The 25,849-nt window shown below is 66.1% G+C and carries 23 protein-coding genes and 2 pseudogenes; 11 read left to right on the forward strand and 14 right to left on the reverse strand.

Translation table 11 applies throughout. The annotated features are described in order from the left end of the window. The first annotated feature begins 22 nt into the window (after positions 1-22). Entirely contained in the window at positions 23-787 is a 765-nt protein-coding gene (locus C6A82_RS01555) for a trans-aconitate 2-methyltransferase (protein ID WP_105346896.1), read from the forward strand. On the opposite strand, the pseudogene cysC reads toward C6A82_RS01555, so the two are convergent. The 4 genes and pseudogenes from cysC to C6A82_RS01570 all read right to left on the reverse strand — a co-directional run. Beyond that, positions 784-2,261, reverse strand: a pseudogene (gene cysC / locus C6A82_RS01560) (adenylyl-sulfate kinase); the annotation flags it as partial. The gene C6A82_RS01555 and the pseudogene cysC sit on opposite strands and share 4 nt — an antisense overlap. After that, positions 2,259-2,384 (reverse strand): annotated as a pseudogene (locus tag C6A82_RS26895) (sulfate adenylyltransferase small subunit); the annotation flags it as partial. The pseudogenes cysC and C6A82_RS26895, both read right to left, overlap by 3 nt. Positions 2,385-2,422: 38 nt before the next feature. After that, positions 2,423-3,220 (reverse strand): trehalose 2-sulfotransferase, encoded by a 798-nt coding sequence (locus C6A82_RS01565; protein ID WP_105346880.1) that lies wholly within the window; start codon positions 3,218-3,220, stop codon positions 2,423-2,425. A gap of 8 nt (positions 3,221-3,228) precedes the next feature. Then, on the reverse strand, positions 3,229-4,593 hold the full coding sequence (locus C6A82_RS01570; protein ID WP_105346881.1) for a sulfatase: 1,365 nt from the start codon (positions 4,591-4,593) through the stop codon (positions 3,229-3,231). 171 nt (positions 4,594-4,764) lie between these two features. Here C6A82_RS01570 and C6A82_RS01575 point away from each other — a divergent pair, with 171 nt between their 5' ends. After that, complete coding sequence (locus C6A82_RS01575) at positions 4,765-6,297, forward strand: HNH endonuclease signature motif containing protein (RefSeq protein WP_105346882.1); 1,533 nt, start codon at positions 4,765-4,767, stop codon at positions 6,295-6,297. Here the strand turns inward: C6A82_RS01575 and C6A82_RS01580 are convergent. From C6A82_RS01580 to C6A82_RS01595, 4 genes are all read right to left on the reverse strand, one after another. Further along, positions 6,294-7,601, reverse strand: a complete 1,308-nt coding sequence (locus C6A82_RS01580; protein ID WP_105346883.1) for an adenylate/guanylate cyclase domain-containing protein — start codon at positions 7,599-7,601, stop codon at positions 6,294-6,296. The two genes, C6A82_RS01575 and C6A82_RS01580, sit on opposite strands and share 4 nt — an antisense overlap. A 59-nt stretch (positions 7,602-7,660) precedes the next feature. Beyond that, entirely contained in the window at positions 7,661-8,977 is a 1,317-nt protein-coding gene (locus C6A82_RS01585; RefSeq protein WP_105346884.1) for an adenylate/guanylate cyclase domain-containing protein, read from the reverse strand. A gap of 342 nt (positions 8,978-9,319) precedes the next feature. Continuing rightward, complete coding sequence (locus C6A82_RS01590; RefSeq protein WP_158261656.1) at positions 9,320-9,475, reverse strand: hypothetical protein; 156 nt, start codon at positions 9,473-9,475, stop codon at positions 9,320-9,322. 136 nt (positions 9,476-9,611) lie between these two features. After that, positions 9,612-10,094: a hypothetical protein gene (locus C6A82_RS01595; protein ID WP_105346885.1), complete on the reverse strand. Its 483-nt coding sequence runs from the start codon at positions 10,092-10,094 to the stop codon at positions 9,612-9,614. A 36-nt stretch (positions 10,095-10,130) separates the two neighbouring features. Here C6A82_RS01595 and C6A82_RS01600 point away from each other — a divergent pair, with 36 nt between their 5' ends. Next, positions 10,131-10,802: a phosphatase PAP2 family protein gene (locus C6A82_RS01600; protein WP_105346886.1), complete on the forward strand. Its 672-nt coding sequence runs from the start codon at positions 10,131-10,133 to the stop codon at positions 10,800-10,802. On the opposite strand, the gene C6A82_RS01605 is transcribed toward C6A82_RS01600, so the two are convergent. Next, entirely contained in the window at positions 10,756-12,249 is a 1,494-nt protein-coding gene (locus tag C6A82_RS01605; protein WP_105346887.1) for a bifunctional phosphatase PAP2/diacylglycerol kinase family protein, read from the reverse strand. The two genes, C6A82_RS01600 and C6A82_RS01605, sit on opposite strands and share 47 nt — an antisense overlap. A 26-nt stretch (positions 12,250-12,275) precedes the next feature. Here C6A82_RS01605 and C6A82_RS01610 point away from each other — a divergent pair, with 26 nt between their 5' ends. Beyond that, positions 12,276-13,007, forward strand: a complete 732-nt coding sequence (locus C6A82_RS01610; protein WP_142406000.1) for a L,D-transpeptidase family protein — start codon at positions 12,276-12,278, stop codon at positions 13,005-13,007. Here the strand turns inward: C6A82_RS01610 and C6A82_RS01615 are convergent. After that, entirely contained in the window at positions 13,004-13,465 is a 462-nt protein-coding gene (locus C6A82_RS01615) for a nuclear transport factor 2 family protein (protein ID WP_105346888.1), read from the reverse strand. The two genes, C6A82_RS01610 and C6A82_RS01615, sit on opposite strands and share 4 nt — an antisense overlap. Positions 13,466-13,475: 10 nt before the next feature. Beyond that, on the reverse strand, positions 13,476-14,981 hold the full coding sequence (locus C6A82_RS01620; RefSeq protein WP_105346898.1) for an FAD-dependent oxidoreductase: 1,506 nt from the start codon (positions 14,979-14,981) through the stop codon (positions 13,476-13,478). Positions 14,982-15,118: 137 nt separating this feature from the next. Between C6A82_RS01620 and C6A82_RS01625 the strand changes: the two genes are divergently transcribed. The 3 genes from C6A82_RS01625 to C6A82_RS01635 all read left to right on the forward strand — a co-directional run bounded on the left by C6A82_RS01625 (position 15,119) and on the right by C6A82_RS01635 (position 17,903). Next, complete coding sequence (locus C6A82_RS01625) at positions 15,119-16,930, forward strand: Hsp70 family protein (protein ID WP_105346889.1); 1,812 nt, start codon at positions 15,119-15,121, stop codon at positions 16,928-16,930. 69 nt (positions 16,931-16,999) lie between these two features. Continuing rightward, complete coding sequence (locus C6A82_RS01630; protein ID WP_105346890.1) at positions 17,000-17,404, forward strand: hypothetical protein; 405 nt, start codon at positions 17,000-17,002, stop codon at positions 17,402-17,404. Between the two features lie 46 nt (positions 17,405-17,450). Continuing rightward, entirely contained in the window at positions 17,451-17,903 is a 453-nt protein-coding gene (locus C6A82_RS01635) for a cupin domain-containing protein (RefSeq protein WP_105346891.1), read from the forward strand. A 16-nt stretch (positions 17,904-17,919) separates the two neighbouring features. On the opposite strand, the gene C6A82_RS01640 is transcribed toward C6A82_RS01635, so the two are convergent. Both C6A82_RS01640 and C6A82_RS01645 read right to left on the reverse strand, forming a co-directional pair. Continuing rightward, positions 17,920-18,402, reverse strand: a complete 483-nt coding sequence (locus C6A82_RS01640) for a hypothetical protein (RefSeq protein ID WP_233217029.1) — start codon at positions 18,400-18,402, stop codon at positions 17,920-17,922. A gap of 10 nt (positions 18,403-18,412) precedes the next feature. Next, complete coding sequence (locus C6A82_RS01645; protein WP_105346892.1) at positions 18,413-20,608, reverse strand: DUF4185 domain-containing protein; 2,196 nt, start codon at positions 20,606-20,608, stop codon at positions 18,413-18,415. Positions 20,609-20,770: 162 nt separating this feature from the next. Between C6A82_RS01645 and C6A82_RS01650 the strand changes: the two genes are divergently transcribed. The 4 genes from C6A82_RS01650 to C6A82_RS01665 all read left to right on the forward strand — a co-directional run bounded on the left by C6A82_RS01650 (position 20,771) and on the right by C6A82_RS01665 (position 24,638). After that, complete coding sequence (locus tag C6A82_RS01650) at positions 20,771-21,040, forward strand: hypothetical protein (RefSeq protein WP_105346893.1); 270 nt, start codon at positions 20,771-20,773, stop codon at positions 21,038-21,040. A 163-nt stretch (positions 21,041-21,203) separates the two neighbouring features. After that, a complete protein-coding gene (locus C6A82_RS01655; protein ID WP_396836767.1) occupies positions 21,204-21,452 on the forward strand; it encodes a hypothetical protein in 249 nt (82 codons plus the stop codon). A gap of 13 nt (positions 21,453-21,465) precedes the next feature. After that, positions 21,466-23,055 carry a S8 family serine peptidase gene (locus C6A82_RS01660; RefSeq protein WP_105346895.1) on the forward strand — a complete coding sequence of 530 codons (1,590 nt, stop codon included), beginning with the start codon at positions 21,466-21,468 and terminating at the stop codon, positions 23,053-23,055. Further along, a complete protein-coding gene (locus tag C6A82_RS01665) occupies positions 23,052-24,638 on the forward strand; it encodes a zinc ribbon domain-containing protein (protein ID WP_311101615.1) in 1,587 nt (528 codons plus the stop codon). The genes C6A82_RS01660 and C6A82_RS01665 overlap by 4 nt, the downstream gene beginning before the upstream one ends. A 4-nt stretch (positions 24,639-24,642) precedes the next feature. On the opposite strand, the gene C6A82_RS01670 is transcribed toward C6A82_RS01665, so the two are convergent. Continuing rightward, the gene (locus C6A82_RS01670; RefSeq protein WP_199193600.1) at positions 24,643-25,794 is read right to left on the reverse strand and encodes a cytochrome P450; all 1,152 of its coding nucleotides are present in this window, start codon (positions 25,792-25,794) and stop codon (positions 24,643-24,645) included. Between the last annotated feature and the right edge of the window lie 55 nt (positions 25,795-25,849).

Genomic DNA, 25,849 nt, shown 5'->3' on the forward strand with positions numbered 1-25,849 from the left:
CACGGGTGCCACACTGTGTGTCATGTGGAACCCGGACGTCTACCTCACCTTCGCCGACCATCGCAGCCGACCGTTCTTCGACCTGACGTCGCGGATCGCTGCCGAGAACCCGCGTCGCGTAGTGGATCTGGGGTGCGGGCCGGGAAATCTCACCGCCACCCTCGCCGAACGCTGGCCCGAAGCGGTGCTCGAGGCGTTGGACAGCTCGCCGGAGATGGTCGAGTCGGCCAGAGAGCGCGGGGTGGACGCGCAGATCGGCGACGTCGCGTCGTGGCAACCCGAACCCGACACCGATGTCCTGGTGAGTAACGCGACCCTTCATTGGGTGCCCGAGCACCGGGAGCTCTTGGTGCGCTGGGCGGGGCAGCTGACTGCGGGTTCCTGGATCGCGGTGCAGATGCCCGGCAGCTTCAACACGCCGTCACACGAAGCGATACGCACAGTTGCGCGCCGCGAGCCGTTCGCGAACACACTGCGCCACATGCCGTTTCCCGAACGCGACCGGGTCAGCACCGCCACCGAGTACGCCGGACTGCTCAGCGACGTCGGCTGCCGAGTGGATGCGTGGGAGACCACCTACATTCAGGACTTGGCAGGCGAGAACGCGGTGCTGGAGTGGATGTCGGGCACCGCGCTACGCCCGGTGATCGATCGGCTGTCGCCGGAGGACTGGCAGCAGTTCCGCCGGCAGCTCATTCCCATCCTCGACGAGACCTACCCGCGCAGGCCCGACGGCAGGACGTTCTACCCGTTCCGCCGGATCTTCGTGGTGGCGCAGGTCGGCTAGCGGCGCCTGTTCAGCAGTTCGATGACCTGTGCGGCCAACTGGTCGATGTCCGCGCCTGCGGTGTCGAGCACCAGGTCGGGGCTCTCCGGCGGCTCGTAGGGCGCGTCAACGCCGGTGAGCCCCTTCAGTCCTCCGGCCCGCGCCCTGGCGTAGAGGCCCTTGGGGTCGCGCCGCTCACATTCGGCGAGCGACGTGGCCACGTGTACCTCGATGAACGGAAGTTTCGCGGCATCGCTGAGCGTGCGGGCGATCTCGCGGTCGGACCTCAGCGGTGACACCAGCGAGGCCAGTGCGACCACGCCCGCATCGGCGAACAAGCGGGTGAGGTGGCCGACCCGACGGATGTTCTCGGCGCGGTCACCGGCGCTGAAGCCCAGGTCATCGGACAACCCGTGCCGGATGTTGTCGCCGTCGAGGAGGTAGGCCACATCGCCGGACTCGACCAATGCCCGTCCGACGGCGACCGCGATCGTCGACTTGCCGGATGCGGGCAGCCCGGTCAACCAGATGACGGCGCCCTTCTGCCCGTGGCCGCCCACCGGTGATTGCGATCCAATGCCGAGGGATGCCAACGGATGTCGTTGCGGGCCTGCCTGCCCGGTTTGACTTCGCGCGGCTCGGTGATGGTGCCCGCACCGACGGTGTCGTTGGTGGTCTCGTCGATGAGGATGAACGCACCGCTGTCCCGGTTGTCGGCGTAGGCGTCGGACACCACGACCGAACTGGTGCGCAAGGTGATGACCCCGATGTCGTTGAGCACCAACTCGACCGGGTTGTCGAGCTCTTCGAGGGTCTCCGGGTCGAGCCGCGAATGCAGCGCCTGCACGGTGGCCCGCACGGTGCGTGCGCCCTGCCCAACGCCAGCCGATCGCCTGCCCGAAGAGGGTGGTCGACGAACCAGCATACCGTCGCGTCGAGTTCACGAGCAGGTACAGGTAGGACGGCGTCGTCGGCGCCGCTGACGAAGACGTCGCCGCGGCCGACGTCGATGTCGTCAGCGAGTTCGATCGAAAACAGACAGTGGTGCAACGGCAACGGCCCGGTCGTCATCGAGGGCGTCGACGGCGGTGACGGTCGACCTGGTACCCGCGGGAAGGCTGACGACGGAATCCCCGACCTGAAGCGTGCCCGCGGAAAGTCGGCCGGTGTAGCGCCTGCGCTGCAAGGTCGACGGTCTCGAGACCCACTGCACCGGCAGTCGCAGCTTCGCCGCATCAGGGTGCGGCGCGGACAGTTCGACGTGCTCCAGGTAGTCAAGCAGCGTCCGGCCGTCGTACCACGGTGTGCGGTCGGACCGGTGAACGACGTTGTCGCCGTGCTTGGCGGCGATCGGGATGACGGTCACGTCGGCTTCGCCGAGGCGGGCCGCCACCTGGCGGAGTTGCTGTTCGACCTCGCGATACCGACCTTGATCGAAGTCGACCAGATCGAACTTGTTCACCGTCGCGACGAAGTGGTTGATGCCCAACAGCTTCTCCGCCAACCTCAGCAGCACGATGGAGTCCTTGCCTGCCGAGAAGAGCAGGACGGGACGCTCCAGCTCGGCGACCACCTCGCGGATGATGTGCACCGCTTCGGCTTCGAGGAGCCGTAGTTCGTCGACGTGGACGGTGTCATAGCCCGCAGCTGTCGCTGTCATGTCGGCAGCCCTTCCTTCTCGGCGTCGGCGCGGTACCGGTCTACCCAATCGTCGGACCGTTGATCCGCCTGTCGTTCGAGTACGGGCGTAGGTGCCAAGCCAGGGTCCTGGCCGAGCGCTTCCAGGACATCGCCGACGATCGACGTGAGGTTGCGCCAGAGCACCGGATAGGAGACCTCCATGGGGGAGACGCCCTCTTCCTCGAACCAGGCCCGCCAGCCCTTCTCCTGGTTGCGGAGCATGGTGACGACATGGGCGATCGCACCGGCGTGGTATTCGGCGGCGGAGTCGCGCCGAGGGTCGGGCCTGCCGCGCCAGACACGCGTCTGCACGGCCCGCCAGAACGAAACAGCTTGGGACACAACGTCAGGCCGGTAGACGTGGATGAGCACGGGGTCGCTGCCGATGACGTCGCGGATTGCTGAAAGCAACCCGTCGCCAGAGCGATCCGGCAGCCTGTCGGCGCGCTGGAGCAACAATGGCGTCTGATTCCACATCAGCTTGCCGCCCCAGATGCCATTGGGCGTCCGGCCTACCGTGCGGATGTAGTCACGCCAGATCTCTGGTGGCGCGAGCTCCGGCCTGCCCTCGTCCAGTGGGTCCAGTAGGCGCAGGATCGACTCGTCTTCGACGTCCTCGAACCATTGCCTCGGCTGCGGCGACTGGCTGGTGCTCGGCAGATATTGGAAGAACTCCCCTGGTTCACCGGCAACGCCTGTGGCTCTGAGAGATTCGACGAGAAGTGTGCTGCCGCTTCGTTGCGACGCGAGAACCAGATATGCAGACGCGGCCATGGGATCACCTAACTGTGTTCGTCTTCGATTCCGCGCTCGGCGGCGATGGCGGATCGGCTGGTCACCGCATGGCCGTGAATTCGCAGGTACGTATGGGTGTATCGCTCGGAGATACGCGTGCCCGCGAACTCCGACGGGATGACGTCGTTGGTCTTCTCTCGCCAGTCGTTGAGCTGCAGCGAGAGGTCGTTGGCGATCGCCTCCGCCTTGTCTGTCGCGTCCGGGCCGAGCAGGTTGTGCGACTCACCGGGATCGTCGAGCAGGTCATAGAGTTCGCGCTCCGGGCGTCTCTCGCTCACCAGAGGTGCGACGGCCATTCCCGGCGCGCTGTCGGCGATGTCCCACGGCAGGTCGAGCAGCGGTCGCGTCGCGTAGTTCTCGATGTAGCTGTACTCCTTGGTCCGGATGGCCCGTATCGGGTCGAAGGAGTCGTGGTAGGTCTTGATCGTGTAGACCTTGGACCGTACGGATTCACCTGCGGCGGTCCGGATTTGGTTGGCGTGCGACACACCGTCGACCTCTGCCGGCACGTCGACTCTGAGCAGGTCCAGCAGGGTGGGCAGTAGGTCGACACCGCTGAACAGGTCGTCGTAAACCCGAGGGGCAAGGCCGCTGTCGCGCGGCGGGCGGACGATCAATGCGATGCCGGTGCCCGCGTCGTACAGTGTCGACTTCGCGCGGGGGAGCGCCGGGCCGTGGTCGGTCATGAACACGACCCAGGTGCTGCGGTCGAGTCCGGTGGCCGCCAATGTGTCGAGCAGTTGGCCCACCGCGTCGTCGGCGACGGTGATCGCGCCGTAGAACTCGGCGAGGTCCTGGCGCACGGCGTCGGTCTCGGGTAGATAGTCGGGCAGCTCGACGCTGGTCCGGTCGGCGGGCTGGTAGCGCTCGGGCGGGTAGGGGCGGTGGGTTTCGAAGAAGCCCGCGGTCAACAGGAACGGCCCTTGCGGACCGCCATCGAGCCACTGTGTCGCGTGTTCGACGACATACTCGCAGAACGAGTTCGACACGTCGTACTCGTCGAAGCCCAGCCGGGGCGGATACGACGTTTCGTGTTGCATGCCGAACAGCGCGGTGTGCCAACCCGCTTCCGACAGGATCTGCGGGAGCGTGCGGACGTCCGCGCGGTACTCCCAGCCGTGGTGGGCGAGCCCGACCAAGCCGTTGCTGTGCGGGTAGCGGCCGGTGAACAAGGAGCCGCGCGACGGCGAGCACAGCGGAGCCGTGGCGTGCGCGCGGGTGAACAGGATGCCCTCGGCGGCGAGCTGGTCGAGCCGCGGGCTGGACACATCGGAATGGCCGTAGGCGCCGAGATAACGGCCGAGGTCGTGCCAGTGCACGATCAGCACGTTGTCTTGCGGTCGTTCCGACATATGGCGGGCCTTTCGGGGTCGTCGATACACCGAACCGGTCGTTCGCTGAACCGGCAAGGATTTAGATCAGTGAGAGCAAGTTATCCACAGTGGCGGGTTTACACACAGGCGTGGGCTTGAGCGGGTGATTGTGAGGCTTGCGGGTCGCCTGACCTACGTAAATTCGAAAGCATGTTCGATGGTTCGGTGCCCGAGATCGCTGACGTGGCGTCGTTGACTGACGCGGAGTTGGTTGATGCTGCCGGTGGCTGGGTGCGTGCGGAGAACGGGGCGGGTGCGCGCAAGTTGGCGGTGATGGCCGAGATCTTCGCCCGCCGCACCAGGCTGTCTAGTGCCCAGGAGCGGGAGTGGTGGTGGATCGACCCCGACGCCGCGGTGGCCGCTGAGTTGGCCGCCGTGCTGAGTGTCAGCTCAGGAATGGCGCTGCACCAGACCAACCGCGGCGTCGCGCTGCGCGACCGGCTGCCTCGGGTGGCGGCGTTGTTTGCGGCGGGGCTGCTCAGCGATTTGTTGGTGCGCGCGATCGTGTCGCGCACCTACCTCATCGAGGACCACGACGCGATGGCCGCCGTGGACGCCGAACTCGCCGACCGGGTCACCCGCTGGGGAGCGTTGTCGGTGAAGAAAACCGAAGAAGCCATCGACGCCCTGGTCGACGAACACGACCCTGGTGCGCTGCGCCGGACCCTGCAGGCCGGCGCCGAGGAGACCGTGCAGTTCGGCTGCCCGTCTGATGTGGCGGGGACGACCACGATTTGGGCGCGGGTGAACTCTCCGGATGCGGTGTTGATGGAGCAGAGCGTCGAGGACATGGCGCACAGCGTGTGCGACGGTGATGTGCGGTCGATGGATCAGCGTCGCGCCCACGCGTTGGCCGCCAAAGTCAACGGCACTGCCTTCGCCTGCCGGTGCGGGGAACCCGACTGCCACGGCGGCACCACAGGAGATGCACCGCTCAAGAACGCCACCGTCTATGTCGTGGCCGACGAGAAATCGGTTGATGCGGTGAACGCCGCCAAGTCCGATGCTGTCGAGAACGCGACCGAGCCCGCCGAGACCGCGGTCGACGCCGAGGCCGACGCCGAGCAGTGCACCGCGCCGCCGGCATACGTGTTCGGCGGCGGGATCCTGCCGACGCCGCTGCTCGGCGGCATCCTCGAGCGCGCCACCATCCGCGAGGTGCGCCACCCCGGTGGGAACCCGCGACCCGAACCCCGCTACACCCCGTCACGGCAGCTGGCGGAGTTCGTGCGCTGCCGCGACCTGACGTGTCGCTACCCGAACTGTGACAAGCCCGCCCAGGTCTGCGAGATCGACCACACCGTGCCCTACCCGGTCGGGCCGACGCATCCGTCGAACCTGAAGTGCCTATGCGGTTTTCACCACATGCTCAAAACGTTCTGGGTCGGCTTCAACGGCTGGAGCGAAAAGCAACGACCCGACGGCACGGTGGTCTGGACGCTACCCACCGGCCACACCCGCACCACCTACCCGGGCAGTCTGCACCTGTTCCCACAACTGTGCGAGCCGACAACGACACTGTGGCCAGGTGAGCCGCCCGTCGTCGAAGCCGTCGCCGGCCGCGGAATGAAGATGCCCAAGCGTCGACACACCCGCGCGGCCAACACCGCCAAAGCCAAAGCAGCAGAACGCAAACTCAACGACGACCTCGTCGCCGAACGCAACAAACCCCCACCCTTCTAAGCGACGGCGTAGAGATTCCATTGGCCGGGCACGCCTTTGAGTTCGTGGGCGCCGCGGTCCTCGAACTCCAGTCCCGACCCGATCACCAGATCGCGCAGCGTGCTCGAGACGAGCACGTCGTTCGCTCCGGCCAGAGCGGCCACGCGTGCGCCGATGTGCACACCGATGCCGCCGATGTCCTCGCCGCGCACCTCGCACTCACCGGTGTGCAACCCGGCACGGACATTGATACCCAGCGCCTCCACGGCCTCGCGGATTGCCATGGCGCAGCGGATCGCCCGCTGCGGGCCGTCGAAGGTGGCGAGGAAGCCGTCACCCGAGGTGTTCACCTCGCGGCCGCGAAACCGGGCCAGCTGTGACCGCACCACGGCGTCGTGCGCATCGAGCAGCGCACGCCAGTCGCGATCACCCAACACAGCCGCCCGCCGCGTCGAGTCCACGATGTCGGTGAACAACACCGTCGCCAGCACCCGATCATCGGCCACATCGGCCCGTTCGCCAGTGATGAACTCGGCTAGCTCCCGAAACGACGTACGCCAATCGGGTTCGACGAAGTGGTAACTGTTGCGGCTCGACACCTCAACGTATTTCGCGTCAGGTATGTGTTCGGCGATGTACCTGCCCTTCGCGGGCGGGGTGACGACGCTGTCGGCGTGCTGGAGTACGAGAGTCGGCACACGGACTGTCGGAAGCAAAGCCCGCACATCCATTTCCATCGCGAGAGGCAACATGAGGGCGAGCGTCCTTGGGCTCAACGCCAGACGTTCCATTCGAGCCCACGTTGCCCGGATCTCCTCATTCCACGGCATGTCCGGATTACCCCGGTGTTGAATCTCCCCACTGCCCCACATACGGACAAACGCGGCATGAACTTCGTCTCGAACGAATGCGGTTCCGCCCGCATCCGCATAACCGTCGAGCCCGACCAAGGCGGTGGTGCGCGACGGATGCGTGCCTGCGAACAGCGCAGCGGTCGCGAACGCGAAGTCCGACGCGACGAGAACCGCTTCGCGACTCCCGAGGTCGTCGAGCACCGCGGTGATGCTGTCGGCCCATTGCTCCAACGTCGGCAGCGCCCCGGGCGTGACGGGATCGGATGCACCCGTGCCCGGCTGGTCAAAGAAGATCAACCGACCGAGCGATGACATCGCCTCGACCCACCCCTGAAGGGACGGTAGTTCCGGAAGAACCTCGCAGCACGTGAACCAATTCGGGACTAACACGATGTCGCGCGCGCCCTCGCGCGAGGTGCGGTAGGCGATGCGCAAGTCCCCACTCGGGGCGTAGCGCGTCTCCGAGAACATTGCGGAAGTCTATGCCGAGCGAAGAGTCGAGGGCTGCCTGTCGGCAGCGTTTGTGCTGCTCACGACGCGACGGCGAAGATTCGCCACTCGCCGGGCACGCCCTTGAGCTTGTGCCCGCCGCGGTCCTCAAATTCGAGTCCTGACCCGATCACGAGGTCGCGCAGCGTGCTGGACACGAGCACGTCGTTCGGCCCGGCCAGGGCGCCCACGCGTGCACCGATGTGCACCGCGATGCCGCCGATATCCTCGCCACGGTTTTCGCACTCACCGGTGTGCAAGCCGGCGCGCACCTGGATACCGAGGGCCTGCACCGCGTCGCGAATTGCCATGGCGCAGCGGATGGCTCGCTGCGGGCCGTCGAACGTCGCCAGGAAGCCGTCTCCCGATGTGTTCACTTCGCGGCCTCGAAAGCGAGCCAGCTGCGCCCGGACTATCGCGTCGTGCGCGTCGAGAAGCGCATGCCAGTCACGGTCACCCATCTCCGCAGCGCGCCGCGTCGAATCGACGATGTCGGTGAAAAGCACCGTCGCGAGGACACGGTCGTCGGCTACGTCGGCCTGCGCGCCGGTGAGGAACTCGGCGATCTCCTGAAAGGACGGTCGCCATGGTTCGACGAAGTGGTAAAGATTGCGCCCTGAGAGTTCGACGTATTTCGCGCCTGATATGTGGTTAGCGACGTCCTTGCCCCACTCGGGCGGGATCAACGGGTCCTCGGCGTGCTGGATGACCAGGGTCGGCACGCGGACTGTCGGCAGTACCGCCCGCACGTCCAATTCGAACACGAGCGGCATCACAAGAGCTACAGTCGCGGGGCTGGCCGCCAGGCGCTCCTCTCGGGCCCAGGTTGCGCGGATCTCCTCGTTCCACGGCATGTCCGGATTGATGAGATGCTGCCATCCCCCCGTGCCCCACGCGGTGACAAAGGCAGCGATCGCTTCCTCGGGAGCGAACCCATCAGTGCGCTCAGCCATCGGATCGGCGTAGCCCTCGAGCACGACGAGCGCGGCGGTGCGGGACGGATGTGACGCTGCGAAGAGCGCCGCTGTCGGGAGCGCTCCGGGGCTCGCGAGCAGGACCGCTTCGGGACTCCCGAGGTCGTCGAGCACTGCGGTGATGCTGTCGGCCCATTGCTCCAGGGTCGGGAGTGCGCCCGGTGTGACGGGGTCGGAGGCTCCCGTGCCCGGTTGGTCGAAGAAGATAAGTCGACCAAGCGAATTCATCGCCTCGACCCAGCCTTGGAGGGACGGCAGCTCCGGTAAGACCTCACAGCACGTGAACCAGTTCGGCACGATCACGATGTCACGCTCACCCTCAGGCGACGCGCGGTAGGCGACGCGCAAGTGCCCGTTCATGGCATAGCGCGTCTCCGAGAACATTGCGGCAGTGTAAGCCGAGGAGCGCGAGGAAAGAGCCGATCACCGAGGTCACAGCCTGTGGCTTTCGCCAATGATGGGTGGCACCATCATCTGGACCAGCCCGACCGGACACACCTACGCCACCCACCCGGGCAGCCTGCACCTGTTCCCCCAGCTGTGCCAACCGACCCGCCACATTGTGGACCGGCGACCCACCCACCACCCAACACACCTTCGGGCGCGCGGTGATGATGCCCAAACGCCGCCACACACGCGCCCACAACACTGCCAAAGCCAAAGCAGCAGAACGCAAACTCAACGACCCCCACGTCGCCGAACGCAACAAACCCCCACCGTTCTAGCTCAGCAGAGCAGCATCCGCAGAGGATTCTTGTAGTACACGTCGAGTTCGGCGACCAGTGCACCACGCACAGTGAACATTTCGGTCATACCCATCTCGACGCTCTGACCCGACGCGCGCGACGTGAATGTCAGACGGTAGGAAACTTTGTGCGCCAACGTAATCGCCACTGTAGGGGACATCCCCCCGCGGCGTGAACAACGAAGTCGTCGTGCAGCAGGCTCCACGCGTCCTGCAGCCGTCCTTCGCCGAACGCGACGACGAACTGTTCGACGACCGCCCGCGGCTCCACTGTCAGCCCCCGGGTGGCACGCCGACCGCCCGGAGGACGTACTCGGGGGGCACCTCGAACGCGAGCGAGCGACGGGGCAGCCGCATCAGGACGTCTTCACCGATGTCGGTTTTGTAGTTCAGCGAGAGACGACCGTCGAACTTCGGGTCGACCTCGCCGATGTCGACTTCGATGTGCAGACCGCTATCGGAGATGTCGGCCTTCGCCGGGCCGGTCTGCTCCGCGTCCCACCGTTGGTCGATGGTGCGGCCGGCGAGTTTCGGCACCGACGACAGGGTGGCCAGCACGCGTTGCGAGGAAATCGCCAGCGAGCCGACGTAGCTCGCGATGTTGGCGTTCGCCCTCTTGCCGGGCACCGATCCACTGAAGCGCCGGGTCACCGGAACGTACTCGACCAGGTAGATGATGCCTTCGGCGTCGACCTGGTTGCGCAGGTCATCGGGCAAGCCGCCGATGCGCATCAGCTTGCGCAGGAAAACAGCCATACCAGCACCGTAGCCGCCGCGTGGTACTCGTTGGGGGTGGCACCGCGGAAGGGATGGCTGATCGGCTCCGCGGCATGTGCGCTGGCGCTGTACGTGCTGCTGTGGGTCGGCTTCGTTGCGCAGTGGCCGTGGATCGATGCCCTGGACCGCTTCGCCCTCGAGCCCCTTCACGACTTCGGAGTCGACCGCCCCGGCTGGGTCGCCCGGTGGGACGTTCTGTGCACGGTCCTCGGGCCGATTGCGTTCCGGCTCGTCACCCTCCTCGTGATCGCCTTTGCCCTGCTGCGACGCAACCTACGGACGGCGCTGTTCCTCGTCATCAGCATCGAGCTCAGCGGGTTGATCACCGAAGCAGCCAAGGCGGCCGCGAACCGGTCGCGACCGATCGAGGCGTTCGTGCCCGGATGGGGATTGTCGTTCCCCTCGGGGCACGCGCTGGGACTGATGGTTGCCGTTCCTGCGCTCCTGATGATCGCGCTGCCCCTCGTACGCAGGCCGACGCGCGTCTTACTCATCGTCACCGGCGTCGTTGTGGTGGCGGTGATCGGCGCCGGACGCGTCGTGCTCAACGTGCATCACCCCTCCGACGTGCTGGCCGGTTGGGCGCTGGGTTACGTGTGGTTGGTGGTGTGCGTGCTTTCGGTGCCGCCCGTCGCACCGATCACGGAAGCGGACGAAATACCGGCAGCGCCCGGTACTTCACGTTGAACCTGGCCTCGTCGCACGCGGTGCCGATCTCGCCGTCGTGCGCCAACTCAGTGCACCCGTCCACGGCGGTGAATGCGAACTCGGGAACCCGCATCTCGTGGTAGAGCGGGCTGCGGGTGAGTCGACCAAGGGCGAGCGCGCCGACGATGCGCAGAGTGCTGAACCTTTTGCCGGTTTCCAGGATGCGAACGTCCATCAGGCCGTCGTCCATCCGTGTGCGTCGTGACGGCGCGAAGCCAGACGGCAGGTATGTCGAATTGCCGAGGAAGAACAGCGACGTCTGCAGCGTCTTGTTGTCGTAGGAGATTCTCACGGGCTCGTCACGGCGCAGGGTATGGAACATCGCGTAGAGGCCTGCGAGCGGCTTGCCGATCTTGTGCTCCAGCTTCTCGCGTGTCTGCACGAACCGCGGATAGGCGCCGATGCTGGCCGTGTTGACGACGATGTGGTCGTCGTTGAGGCACACCAGGTCGACACACGACACGTCGCCGCGTCGGATCGCCTCGACCGTCTTGGCCACACTGTCGCAGCCGATGTCCTTGGCGAAGTGGTTGAAGGTGCCGCCCGGGAAGACCGCAAGTGGAATCTTGTGCTCGACGGCGATGCCTGCCGCGCACGCTACGGTGCCGTCGCCGCCGCCGACGGCGAGTACCTCGGTGCGTTCGGCTGCTTCCCGCAACGCCTCCTCGATGTCGTCGTCGTCGCCGAGCTCGATGATTTCGGCTTTGGGCAGGGCTTCGCGCACTTCGTCGACGACGCGCGCCCCCGTCCCGCTGCCCGACGCCGGGTTGATCACCAGCACGACGCCCGCTCCGGTGGGTCGCGGCAGCGTGGTGACACGCAGGGGATCGGCGGTGGGGATCTTGGTAGGCGTGACGGGTGGCACGATCCGGCCGCCGAGCACAGCGATACCTGCTCCTATTCCGAAGCCCGCGAAGACGTCGCCTGGGTAGTGCGCGCCGACGGCGATGCGCGACAGGCCGACCAGGCCTGCGAGCAGGGCCAGGCCCAAGCCGACCGGAGGGTTCTCGAGTCCGACCCCCACTGCGAATGCGGCGGCGCTCGCCGAGTGCCCGGACGGCAGAGAATTGGACGTCGGGAAGCGCCTGCTCTGCCGCGCCAAGGGCACCAGGATGCGGCTGGGCCGCGGCCGCTTCCACACTCGCTTCGCGAATTGGTTGGTCACCAGGCTGGTCATGCCGAGGCTCACGACCCCGCGCATGGCGCCCCGGGCGGACGCCTTGTGTCGCGTCGCGATGAGCCCGGCGGCGATGACGAACCACAGCTTTGAGTGATCGGCAGCCCGGCTCAGACGCGGCATGCTTGAGTCGAGCAGCGGGCTGGGCGACTCGGCGACCGCCTCGAAGACCTCGCGGTCGAGGGTGCCGAGGCCCTGACCGATCTGGGTCAGGCCGCGCAGCCCCTCTAGGTTTCGACGGAATAGCATGACGCCTACCTATCCGTAGTGGACAGATGCCAAACCTTTGCGGCCGCGAGCTACCGGGCGACGACCTGATCGTGTGCGACCATGGGCGCGTGCGCCGATCGCTGCTCGTGCTGATCGCAACGCTGTCCCTTGGGGTGGCGGCGGTGAGCTCGCCGGTGAGCCGGGCCGATTACACGCCGTGGTTCGCCCCGAAGGTGGGTAATGCGACACAGGTCATCTCCGTCGTGGGAGCCGGTGGTTCGTCGGCGAAGATCGACGTCTTTCAACGCACCACAGCCGGCTGGCAGGCGGTGAAAACCGGTATTCCCGCGTTCGTCGGCTCGAACGGCATGGCCCCACAGACTCACGACGGCCAGGCGAAGACCCCGATGGGCATCTTCACCCTCGATTTCGCATTCGGCACCGCGCCGAACCCCGGCGGCGGACTGCAATACGTCCAGGTCGGTTCCAACCACTGGTGGGACGGCGACATGAAAAGCCCGACCTACAACACCATGCAGGTGTGCGAGAAGGCGCAGTGTCCGTTCAACACCGATCCGGCCAGTGGCACCGAGAACCTCGACATCCCGCAGTACGTGCATGCCGTGGTGATGGGTGTCAACAAGCAGCGCGTCCCTGGCAATGGCGGCGCGTTCTTCCTGCACGCCACCGACGGGGGACCGACCGCGGGTTGTGTCGCGATCGACGACGGCACCCTCGTCGAAATCATGCGCTGGCTGCAGCCGGGCGCGCTCATCGCCGTCACCCAGAACGCTTAAATATTCAGCGCCTCACCGGGTGTCACTTTGAAGTTGGTGATGGACTCGGTGGACATGTTGACCTCGTACGTGCGCTGGTACCCGGTCGCGCTGATCCGCCAGCCGTCGGCGGTACGCCGATAGCGGTCGTGGTAGAACGCGGCGCCGTAGAGCATGAAGTTGAAATCGGGAACTATCACCCGGTCCTGGAGGTACCAGGTGCCGGTGGCGTCATCGCCCTCGACGTCGATCTCGGGATGTGTCACCCGGTGCTCGGTCAGCACATTCGCGGGCATCGACGTGCGCATGAACTCGACGAGCGAGTCGCGATCGGTGAAGTGGTGTTCCTCGCCGAGCGAGCTCCCGTAGTCGCCGACGATGTCCTCGGTGAGCGTGTCCGCGAACTCGTCCCAGCGCTTGGTGTCCAGCGCACGCAGGTACCGGTACTTCACCCGCATGATCTCGTCGATATCGCCCATGCCGGGGATACTACTGAGCGGCAGTCAGATCCCTGGTCGCAGGACCTTCCAGCAGCTTGCCGTTCGGTGCGAACCTCGAGCCGTGCAATGGGCACTCCCACGATTCGTCGGCGTCGTTCCAGTTCACGATGCCGCCGAGATGTGGACACACCGGCGACACCCTGTGCTCCACACCGTCCACGACCGCGCGCCCCTCGAGTTGCCATGGCGGTCCGCTGACGACGCCACCCTCCTCGGGTGTGCGACTGAGGGTGCGGGTCACCGGTGTGATCCATCCCCTGGCGAGGTACAGGCCTACCTCGGCGTTCAGCTGCATGGCTTTCGGAATCCCCGAGAGCTCGTGAGGACTCCAGCTGGCGAACGCCTCGGCCCAGTCCATCCGGCCGCCGAGGATGCGGCTCGCCAGCGCGAGCGCCGCCGCCGACCCGTTCGTCATGCCCCACTTGTCGAAACCCGTCGCGACGAAGATCTTGTCGTTGCCCGGCAATATCGGTCCGACGTAGGGCAGCTCGTCGATCGGCGAATAGTCCTGCGCCGACCAGTAATGCGTCTGCATCGCGCCCGGATAGTGCTTCTTGGCCCATGCGTCGAGCTCCTGCACCGAAGAGGCCGGATGCTTCTCGTGGCCGACCGGATGTCCTGCGCCGCCCACGATCAGACGCTGGCCCTCGTTCGTCGGCGCATACCGGACAGACCGCGTCGGGGAATCGGCGGAGATGTACATGCCGCTGGTGATGTCACCGGGCACCCGGTAGGCCATGCAGTAGGACCGGCTCGGCTTGAGACGCGCGAAGAACCCGCCGCGGTCGAGGATGGGAATGCCGGTGGCCAGCACGCATTGGTCCGCCTTGACGATGAACTCATCGCCGTCGGTCGTGCGCACGTGCATCGCCAGCTTGTCGCCCTCGCCCGAAACCTTCTGCACCCGAACGCCTTGCGCAAGGCGTCCGCCACGCTCGTCGAGCTCGACGATCAGGCTGTCCAACAACGGCATCGGATCGAACTGCGCCTGGTCGGGCATGCGGACGCCGCCGCTGAAGGGGAACGGGACGTTGGCGTCCTCGACCCACTCCACGGGTAGGCCCGCCGCTTCGCACGCCTCGAGTTCGGCCCGTGCCGACGCGATGCCCTGCTCGGACTGCGCATAGGTGAAGGCGTCCTCGCGCTGCACCGAGATGCCGTGCGACTCGCAGTGGCCGATGAGCCAATCCTGACCCTCGCGGTTGCCCTCGACGTACTGCTGAGCGCGTTTCACGTTGTGTTTGGCGAGTATCTTCGACATCTTGCTGCCCTGCAGCAGGCTGATCTTGGCCGTCGTGTTGCCGGTTGCGCCCGCGCCGGGCGTCAGCGCTTCGAGCACGATGACGCTTCTGCCTGCCCGCGCCAGCAGAACGGCCGTGATCAGCCCGGTGATCCCCGCGCCGACCACCACGATGTCGGCCTGGCGGTCGGCCTCCGGCAAAGCGCTCGGCGGCGATGCTTGGTTCGCCCGGTCGGCCAGCCACAACGAAGTCATGGCACTGGCAGTACCCTGCGTCACGGTGATGAAAACTCGAGCCACCAAAAGCATGCTGGCCGAACGTTGTTCAAACGGGCTGCATACGGAGTGTCTGAGCGGTATCGGCGCACAGCAGAGCTAGGGTGTGGGCCGTTATGAGCGACCCCTTGGGGTTGTCGGTAGGGACAACGAACCTGGTCGCGGCGCGTGTCGGCAATCAACCTGTGACGCGCCGCTCGATGCTGACCCTCGCGAAGTCCGGCGGCACCATAAGCGGCTTCGTCGAACGCGTCGGCGATCGCGTCCCTCTGGTGACGCCCGATGGCACCAGCTATCGCGCAGAACAGCTACTGATGCAGGCCCTCGACGCGATGGTCGAGGTGGGCGGCGGACCGTCGCCGGACGTCGCGATCGCGGTACCCGCGCACTGGAGTCCGACGACGATCTGGGCGTTCCGCAGCGCACTGGCCAGCAGCAGGCAGCTCTCGCGAAGCGGTGACCAGGTTCGCGTCGTCTCCGATGCCGTCGCCGCACTGACGGCCCTGCAGGCCAACCCGGGCATCGCCGCCGGCGGCGTGGTGGCACTGCTCGATTTCGGCGGAAGCGGCACGAGCATCACGCTGGCCGACGCCGCGGCCTCGTTCGCGCCGATCGGCGAAACCGTGCGCTACCCGGACTTCTCCGGAGACCTGATCGATCAGGCACTCCTGGCCCACGTGTTGGACAGCCTCGCCGACAAGGCCGACCCGGCGGGCACGACCGCGGTCGAGTCACTCACCAAGCTGCGCGCAGAGTGTCGGCGGGCCAAGGAGCGGCTTTCCGCCGACACGGCGACACAACTCGTCCTCGACCTTCCCGGCCACCGCGCCGACATCCGGCTGACCCGCGAGGAACTGCAAGAGCTGATTCAACGCCCGCTCGACGGCGTCGTTGCCGCACTCGATGAGCTGACCGAGCGCAACGGCACATCGCCTGCGGGCCTCGCCGCGGTCGCGATCGTCGGCGGCGGCGCCAACATACCGCTTGTGACACAACGCCTTTCCGAGCACACCCAGCTTCCCGTGGTGACGACGCCTCAGCCCGCTCTCAATGCGGCCGTTGGCGCGGCGCTGTTCGCCGCGTTCGGGGCCGACGCCGATGCGCCGACCGGCGCCAACGCGGCGACCGCTCTCGGCGCTGAGGCGCCGACGGGCGCAGCGGCCGCCGCCACAGATCTGACTGCAGCGGGACCGGTCTATGACGGGCCCGGCCTGGATGCGCCGGGTTCGGCGACGTTCCGCGCCTTGGCGTGGTCGCAGGAGGAGGGCGGCGAGGAGCTAGTTCCCTACACCGGTGAAAACCCATATCTGGTAACGAATTCCGACGTTCGGCCGGTGATCGAGTACTCACCGGCGACGGGCAAGGTGGACTACGTTGAGCCGCGCCGGCCGTGGCACCGCATGGCCGTGTTGGGAATCGGGATGGCGGCCGTCATCGCCATCGTCACCGTCGGTGGTGTGGCGTACGCACTGACCAGCGCCACCGAGAGTACGAGGGCGACACAGGAGCCGAAGGCGGACCCGCCGAAGCCGCCGGAGCCCAAGCAGCCCCAGCTCGAGCCGCCCGCGCCACCGAAGCAGGAAAACCCCGAACCGCCGCCGCCGGAGCCACCACCGCCACCGCCGCCGCCCGAAACGGTGACGATCACCAGCGAGGCGCCGCCTCCGCCCCAGACTCCGACCACCACGGTGCCCACGACCACGAGAACGACCACCACGACGTCGCCTACCACGACCACCACATCGCCGACAACGACGACCACGACACCGACAACCACCACGACGACCAGTACGACTCCGCCGATGACGACGTCGTGGATCAACGTTCCCTTCGTGCCGGTGCCGGTCCCGATCCAGGTGCCCAATCAAGGACCGCCACCGCCGCCTGCGTACCAGCCGCCCGTGTATCCGCAGGGTCCGTGGGGGTAGCGACCTGTCGTATCGACGCGATGACCAGGGGAATCACTGGACTCTCGTGCGGAAGCGCACAATGGACGAATGAGTAGCAATGGGCCGTTCGGCTTCGACCCGGACGACTTCGATCGAGTGATCCGTGAGGCCGGCGAGGGACTGCGCGATGCGATCGGCAAGGTCTTCGACATGACCGGCGAGCGCCAAGGGTGGAGCGTGCTCTTCGACGAGTTCTCCCGCCGCCAGCGACACGAGCCGGAAACCACCGGCGAGACCGGCGACGGGGTGTGGTCGATCTACACCGTGGACGACGAGGGCAAGGCCCACGTCGAAGAGGTGTACGCCAGCGAACTCGACGCGCTGCGGGCGAACAAGAACAACACCGACCCGACGCGCAAGGTGCGCTTCCTCCCCTATGGGATCGCGGTCAGCGTCTTGGACCCGTCACCGGACATCGCCGACGGGTCAGACGACACCGAACCGTCGGAATAGTAACCAAAACGCGAAGCCGCACCCGTTCCCTTCCTACGATCGGGGAATGGTGAAGAGCAGCTTTGTCGTGTCGTCCGCGGCCGCAGCGGCGGTGACGGCGCTCATCTCGTCCGGCGCCGCGGCGGCCACCCCTGCCGAGGGCGACGTCCAACGCACCGATCTGGCCAAGGGCACGACGAGCACGCCGATCTCGATCGTCACCAACGGGGAAGAGACGGCGTTCTACGTCCAGAGCCTCGCTCTGGCGCCCGGTGCGAGCAGCGGTTGGCACGCCCATCCCGGGCCCGAACAGTCCGTGATCACCGAGGGCACGGTGTTCGTGCAGACCGCAGGCAACTGCATACCGGTCGCGTACTCGTCGGGTCAGACGGTTTTCCTTCCCGCCGGTGTTCCGCACATCGTCACCAATCGCGGACCCGCGGACGCCGACGTGGTGGTGACCTACACGCTGCCCGCGGACCACACGGTCCGAGACGACGCCCCGGCCGCCTGCCCCTGAACTTTCTGCGGATCGGTTATTGCACCTTCTGCCACAGGCAGTGACCCCGCAACTCGACGGTGAAGAGCATCGGCAGCACCCGAAGCGTCAACGGCTCTCCGGGCTCGCTCATGGAGACCTGCGGTGGCGTTCGCTCGCCCGCGGCCGTGTTGTCCAGTTGCGCGGCCTCGCACCGACTGTCGGCGGCTTGGGGGTAGGCGACCCAATCACCGGAATCGATCTCGCGATTACGCTGTCCCTCGCCATGCAGCGTCAGCCGAGGACCGTAGGTCAGCCAGCGATCACTGTTCGGGTACGGGGAATCCGGACTGAGCCAACGAAATTCACCACCCTGATTTCGGCACTCCAGAAACGTCATCCGGTCGGGTAGTTGAGTCATCGCGCCTGCTGCGGCCGGTGCGCACGAGGCGCCCGGCTGGGGGACTGGCGCTGCGCCGGCGACGGGCGCCGCGGCGACGGCGATGCCAACCACCGCCGCGCCGACGGACATCCGTTTCATGTTGCCCGCGTCACACCTTGCTCAGGTCGGTACGCATGGTCGTCACCTGATAGTTGTCCCAGGTCGACAGGTTCCAGTAGAGATACTGCCTGTCGGCTTCGGGAACGTTCTGCGTCGAGGACCACGGGTGAATCATCGGCGCGTACGCGCCGGGCATCCGGGTGCCCGACACCAACGTGATCGGTGCGGACCACGGTCCCTGTGGCTGACTCGCCTTGCGCATCACCACGTTGCCCGCCGAGTCGGTGGTGAGCATGATGTACTGCTTCTCGTATTCGTTGTACTGCACCGACATTTCGCCCACCTTGGGGTATGTCGTGGTCCTGAAGAAGCCGAAGAACCCGCCGCTCGTTGTTGCCGGCAGAATGGGTTTGGCCGCAGCAGGGTTGTTGGTGACCCACGACGACCCGTTCCAGTACTGATACTTGGTCGCGTCGAGGATCTGGGTCTCGTGCACCCGCGAGAGGTAGACCGTTCCGGCTCGTCCCGACGGGGTGCCGTAGGCGTAGACCCAGCCCTGTTGGGCTTCGACCGAGCCGGCTGGCGGTTTGACCAGGGCGAACTGCTGGAAGTTCTGGTTACCCGACACGTACGGCACGGTCGAGTAACCCGGCGCGGAGGCGCGAATGCTCTCCCGTGCGACATGCCATGTCACACCGTTGTCGTCGGAGAACGCGACACCCGAGTAATTGGTCGTCCACCGGCCGGCCGTATCCCACGACCTGACGTCCATGAACGTGGCGTACTGCCGGGAGCCGTAATCGTTGGCGTACGGAACCGAGATGGCAGAGGTCGGGATGATCGTCACATCCGGGCCTACCGCGTAGCGTTCGTTGGCGATGACCTGCTTGAAGATGTTCTGGTTCAATTCTGAGTTGTACACCAGTGGGGCGCCGGAGAAGTCATCGGCGGTGGTGCCCGCGATCGGAACACTGCCGTTCTGGATGTACATGCCGTTGGACAGCATGTTGTCGGAGCTGCGGAACAGGAAGTTGTTACGCCACACTCCCGTGCGGACGGGGGTGCTGTTGGAGAATGTGTCTCCGAACAGCATCAACACCTGATGTTCGTTCACGGCGGTAGCGGTGTTCTCCGATATGCCGTTGTCCCACATGATTCCGAGGTCGGTGCCTCCGACGCCGAAGCGGCGTTGCGTGTCGTTGAGGCCGCCAGGACCCGTGACCTGGGTGATGATCCAGGTGTTGCCGCTGACGGCGGTCGGGGTGACCACGTAGGACGTCGACGGATCCGACGGCGCGGCCAGTGCGGCCGTCGACATATCCGTAAGGGCGAGCGCCGCGACAGGCGAGTTGCCGACGGCCGCAGTCTTCGTCAGCGTTGTCACCGACTCCGCCTCACGGCGTGCTCCCAAGGCGAGGAGCGCCATGACGATCGGTGACCCGATCGGTGCACCGGGAATGTTGGATGCCAACGCGCCGAGCCCGAAGACCGATATCAGGTTGGTCAAAAGCCTTGGTATCGCCTGAAGTTCGACGGGCGCCTCGGCCGCTGCGGTCATGACGGGAATGGAGGCTTGGTCAATTGTACCGGCGGACAAGGTTTGAAATGCGTTCTGGCTCAGGGCCACCGCGGCGTTCTGTGCAACGGCTACGGGTTGCGCGGCTTCGACGAACTTTGCGACCGCGGTGCGCCCCGTGGCAGGCGCCTCGAGACGATTGGACACCGCCGGGAGGTGGCGGACGAACCGCTCAACGGGGTTGTTCGCGAGCGCGGACGACCTCTTCGCGGCACTCTTGGCTTCCGCGGGCACGATGGGCTCGGCTTCCGGCTGTTCGGTCTCGTCGGGTTCTACCGGTTCGGGCACGGGATCGGTCTGGCCGGTGGCTTTCCCACTGGTGAGCGCTCCACCGGTCGATACGGCGACTCCCCGTTCCGCAGCACGCGTCAGCGAGGACAACACTTCATTTGCTCGCGAGGTCAGCGCCGTCAGCGACGGGATCTGGTTCGCCTTGGTCTTCTCGGGCGTGGTGGACACCGTCGTCGTGTTCGCGACGGGTGATTCCGGCGTCGAGGCCGAATCGTTGTTGTTGCCGTCGGTTTCGGCGGACGGCGTCGGCTCATTGGTCGTCGTATCGGATTCCGTCGGACTCGCCGAGGCCACTCCCTGGCCCGTGGCGACGGCCGCGCCGATGCCGAGAGCGACAGCTAACGCGCCGACACGCCCAATATGGTCAGATGCACTCATCGTCAACCCTAAATTATTGATGAATCCCCAGACCTGCATGAAGTGTGTCACTCCAGCCACCGAATTTCTCGATTTTCACAAACGTCACTTAATGCTTGTGATCGGACGGCCGCGAGTAAATTCGACATCAGAAGGTCAAGTTCGCTTCAAAGGAGGCCTTCGATGAAAAGTAATCTCCGCCGCCTCGGGACTGTCGTCACTGTAGGGCTCGCGCCACTCGCATGGGTCACGGTGCTGACTCCGGGGATCGGCAATGCGATCGAGTGCGGATACGGCACCGTGTTCGACCCGCCGTCCAACACCTGTGTCGGCGCACCCGCGCCACCGCCACCACCCCCGCCCCCACCGGCATGGAACGGGGACATCACACCGTACTTTTCGGTGGGGATCTGCGCGCCCATCCCGTTCGTCGCGCTATGCACCGGTATCTGACCGTTCTGCCACCGCGACAATTTTGCTAGAAGACTGGTGCCCCTTCGCTGTCTATGCCACGATGGTCGATAATTCCTGCCGTTCATCGGTGCAGGTATACAGGTAAGGACACAAAATGCGGACACAGAGCCGTTTGCCTCGCCGATTCGCTATGGTTGCCGGTTTGGGAGCTCTCGCGGCCATGGGCATGATCACCGCCGGTTGCGCGAAGGAAGAGGAGAAGGCCCCGGAGACCTCGACGACGACCACCACGTCGACCACGACATCGCCCGCCGCTGCGCCAACGGAGACCCAGAAGGCGCCGCGCATCGATCCTCAGGCGCCGAACCTTTTCACACCGCCCGTCAAGGCGCCGCCGCCCTCACAGGTTCAGCCCGGCGAACACGGGCGCCACGTGACCAACGGCTCCTAAAGCCATACACACAATGCGGCGTCGTTTTCCGGCGCTCGTTGCCGCGTCGTCACTGGTCGTCGCGTCCGGGTTGGCTGCGGGTTGCGCGCCGACCGGTTCGGCGGTCATCGGCGGCCCGTTCGCGGCGTTGCTCGCCGACTCGACCGACCTCGGCCCGTCGCGCGCGGTCGGTGCGCAGTTGACCGTCACCCTGCCCGGTTCCGCTCGCCCGGACGGCTTGATGGACTGGGCGATCGCCCGAGATCTTCGGGTGCGCTGGCGGGCAGGCGACCAGTGGGCTGTCGTTGAGGGTGACGCGGGCGATGTGGCCGAGGCCTTCGATGTGCCGGTGCACGACTACCGAGGGCCGAAGGGTCAGGAGTTCTACGCCTCGCCCGAGCAGCCGGCGGTGCCGACCGGACTCGAGCAGGGTGTTACCGCGCTCGGCCGGATCATGAGCTACATGCCGCATCGAACGAAGAAACCGGACGTTCTTGCGCGCGATGTCCAGAAGGGTGGGTTGACCCCGCCGGGCTTGCTGGATGCGTACAACGCCGATCCGCTGGTGAAGGAGGGGCACTCCGGTAAGGGCGAGACCATCGTCTTCTTCGAGTTCGACGGCTTCGACCAGAAGGACCTCGACGAATTCTCCGACACATCGGGGTTGCCGCGGTTCACGCCCGAAGTGATCGGTGGCGTCGCGGAGAAATCCTACGGTGAGACGGCGATGGATCTGCAAGTCGCGCATGCTATTGCCCCCGATGCGCACCTGGTCTACGTCAACGCCAGGCCAACGCTGGAAGGCGACGGCGGCTACGAGAAGATCGGTCGAATGTTCTCCGACGCCGACCGGCGATTCCCCGGAGCGGTGTGGAGCCTGTCGATCGGCTGGGCGTGTGACAAGTTCGTCAACGCCGCCGATCTCGCCCCCGCCGAAGCCGCACTGATCAAGGCGCAGAGAAACGGCACGACGGCGTTCGACGCGACCGGTGACAACGCCGGTCTCGAATGCAAGGGCGCCGACGAGTGGTCCTCACCTCCTGGGCCTGACGACGTCGGGTTGGACGCGGTTTCGTCGTTGCCGACGATGACCGCAGTCGGTGCGACGACGTTGTCGACCGGACCTCGTGGCCAGTGGCTGGCGGAATACGCGTGGTTCGACGCACCGTTGTCCCAAGGAACCAGCGGCGGCGTTTCGACGCTGTACGCGCGACCGAAATGGCAGGATCAGCTGGCGGCGGGACGAGATACGGAGCAGCGCAGGCTATCTCCTGACGTCTCCGCAGTCGGAGATCCGTTCACGGGCGTGCGCTTCATCTTCGGGCAGAACGAGTACGTCGGAGCAGGCACATCCCAGGCGGCGCCGATCTGGGCCGCGCTGGCGGTGCTGATGAACCAGTACCTCAAAGCCAACGGTGGACGACAGCTGGGTAACGCGAACCCGCTCCTGTATCGGGTCGCAGCAGGTGCGGATCTGCCTGGATTCCGCGATGTCGGATTGGGCGGCAACGCAGTTCATCTCGCCGGGCCCGGCTACGACCTCGTCACAGGGCTTGGCAGTCCCAACACCTACAACCTCGCTCAGAACATTCTGAAGATTCAACTGCAGGCAGCGCCCGGATGACAGAAGGGCCGTTGGCCCGCCTGCGGGTGGAGGCGTATGTGCCTGCGCCGGACGAGCCGGTGGTGCGGCTGTCCGTGGCGAGCTCCCTGTTCCCACTTCTTTCGCAACGCTCTCGCGCGGCTTTCCGGGCCGGCCTGGCCGTCATCTTCTTGCTGTTGGTCATTCTCGGGCTGCTGCGGTGGCAGGCGCCGATGATCGCGATCAGTGCCCTTGCCCTGCCTTTGATATTCCTGCTCTACCTGTATGAGACGGACAGGCACCACGTTTCGATGTTTCGTGTGCTGGTACCGACTGCACTGCTTGGCATCGGGCTCGGTGTCTGCTGGGCGTCGGCGACCGGCTCGCTGGTGTCCGCCTTCTACGACGTTTCCCCGGCAGACAGGGAATCCAGGAGGCTGGCGGTGCTCGCCGGCATCGGGGTTCCGGTCGGTGGAGCGATCCTGATGCTCGTGCCAGTGCTGGTGATGCGGTTCGCCCGTCCCACGCGAGACTCGTTGCACGGCTTCGTCATCGGATCGCTTGGCGCAATCTGCTTCACCGCCGCCGCGACGCTGGTCCGGCTCGCGCCGCAGTTCGCGACAGGACTGGTCGCACGTGACCGCCCTGCCAGCGTGCTGCTGATTCAGGCCGGCGTCCAAGGTGTCGCCGCGCCGGTAACCGCGGCGGCGCTGGGCGGACTGGTCGGAGCGGCACTGTGTTTCGGCGGTCGGAGTCTCGTGGCGTCGAGCGTGCTGGTGACCCTGGCGCTCTACGCCGTGCTCGGCGTCACGGAAGTCGCCCCGGCATTGGAGGGGCTCCATCTCGGTGCCCACCTGATGATCACCGTTCTCGCCGTGCTCGCGCTGCGAATCGGATTGCAGTACTGCCTACTCAATGAGGGACGGGATGCGGCGCGAAGCACGCGTTGGGGCGATGCACCGGTGCGCCAGGCCGATACCGGTCGGCTCTTCACGGCCTTGGCTGCGGGCCTCGTGGTTGCGGTTGCGGCCGGTGTGACCGCGTCGGTTCTGGCGACACCACTGCGTCCGCGGTACACCTGCCCGCCCGATTGCGGGCGTCCGCCGATCGGAGCGCCGATCGACGCGAACCCGCGGTTCGTCGCCGATGGCGGTGAGTTTTCAGTGCAGTACCCGGGCCCGGGGTCGCTGTACAAGGCCACGCTGTACCCGGACTGGGTCGCGTTGGAGTATGCCGGGGGCGACACCGGAACCCTCGATCTGTGGGGCGAGCCTGCCGAAAAGCGCACGGCCAAGCAGGTCATCGACCAGATGATCGCCGAGTACTACCCGGACGCCACGCTTCACTACGAGATCCCCAATGCGATGGTCGGTTACGAGCTGGGATACGGCGGCGTATTCGACCAGTACCCGCAGGATTCCAGCGGCACGTTCACCCGTCTCCGGTTGGTCGCGCTCAGCGCGATCCAGAACGACTATGCGCTGGTGGCGCTGGCGGTCGGTCCGTACCACGAATTCACGCCGGATTTCGGGACCGGTCACCCGTCGGGGGCCAACCTCGCTCTCGCCCTCGATATGGGCAAGTACGTCAACAGCTTTCGCTGGGTCATTGGTCCTGCTGCGTGAGCGGCTAGGCGGCGGTGAACGTGACGGGCATCGAGTGGATTCCGTTCATCAGGTTCGACCGCACCCGCTCGACGGGACCGGCGAGTTCGAGGTCCGTCAAGCGGGCCAGCACCTCGGGAATGATCGCGCTCGCCTCGACGCGCGCCAGGTTGGCGCCGAGGCAGAAATGAGTTCCGCCGCCGCCGAACGCGAGGTGAGGATTCGGAGCGCGGCCGATGTCGAAGCGGTCGGGATCGTCGAAGTGGTTCTCGTCGCGGTTGGCGGACGGATAGAACATCGCCGCCCGATCGCCTGCCTTCACCGGGATCCCACCCAACTCGCTGTCTCTCGTCGCCGTGCGGACAAACGCCGTGACCGGGGTGGTGAAGCGCAGCATCTCCTCGATGGCGGTCGGCAGCAGCGAGGGGTCGGCGACAAGGCGCGCCCGTTCGGCGGGGTGCTCCATCAGCGCGAGGATGCCCGACGCGACGAGGTTGCGCGTCGTGTCTCCGCCGGCGTTGATAAGGAGGAGGAAGAACATGTTGAACTCGAGATCGCTGAGGCGCTCGCCGTCGACCTCTGCGTTCAACAAGGCAGTGGCGATGTCGTCGCCGGGATTCGCCCGCTTTCGCTCCGCGAGCTCGGTGCCGTACTGAAACATCTGCAGCTGCGCTTCGATCACCTGCGTCTGCACGGCGTCGCCGACGGCACCCGAGTTCATGATCTCGGTCAGCTCGTAGAGCCGTCGGCCGTCCTCCAGCGGTATGCCGAGAAGTTCGGCGATCACGTAGGAGGGCAGTGCGCCTGCGACGTCGTTGACGAAATCGCACTCGCCGCGCTCGGCGACGTTGTCGACGATCTGGCGGGCCATGTCCGCGACGTGATCGTTGAGGCGTGCGACCCGTCGCGGGGTGAAGCCCTTGCTGACAAGCGCGCGGAGCTGGGTGTGACGAGGCGGGTCCATCGTCAGCAGCATCAGCGAGAGCTGGAACTCCTCATGCTCGCCGAGCAGGTCGAAGAAGACGCCCGCGGTCTGCGACGACCACGTTGCGCTGTCTCTCGAGACGGCCAGGATCTCGTCGTAGCCCGTCAGGGCAAGGAAGCCGGGTCCGTCTTTGTACGGGTGCCACGCGACCGGCGCGCAACGCCGAAGCTCGCTGAAGGCGTCGAGGGGCATGCCGGATAGGTAGGTGTCCGGATCGGCGAGGTCGACGCCGCCGATGGTGATGGCA

Origin of the sequence: Mycobacterium sp. ITM-2016-00318 (genome assembly GCF_002968285.2) — a bacterium.
Taxonomy (GTDB): Bacteria; Actinomycetota; Actinomycetes; order Mycobacteriales; family Mycobacteriaceae; genus Mycobacterium.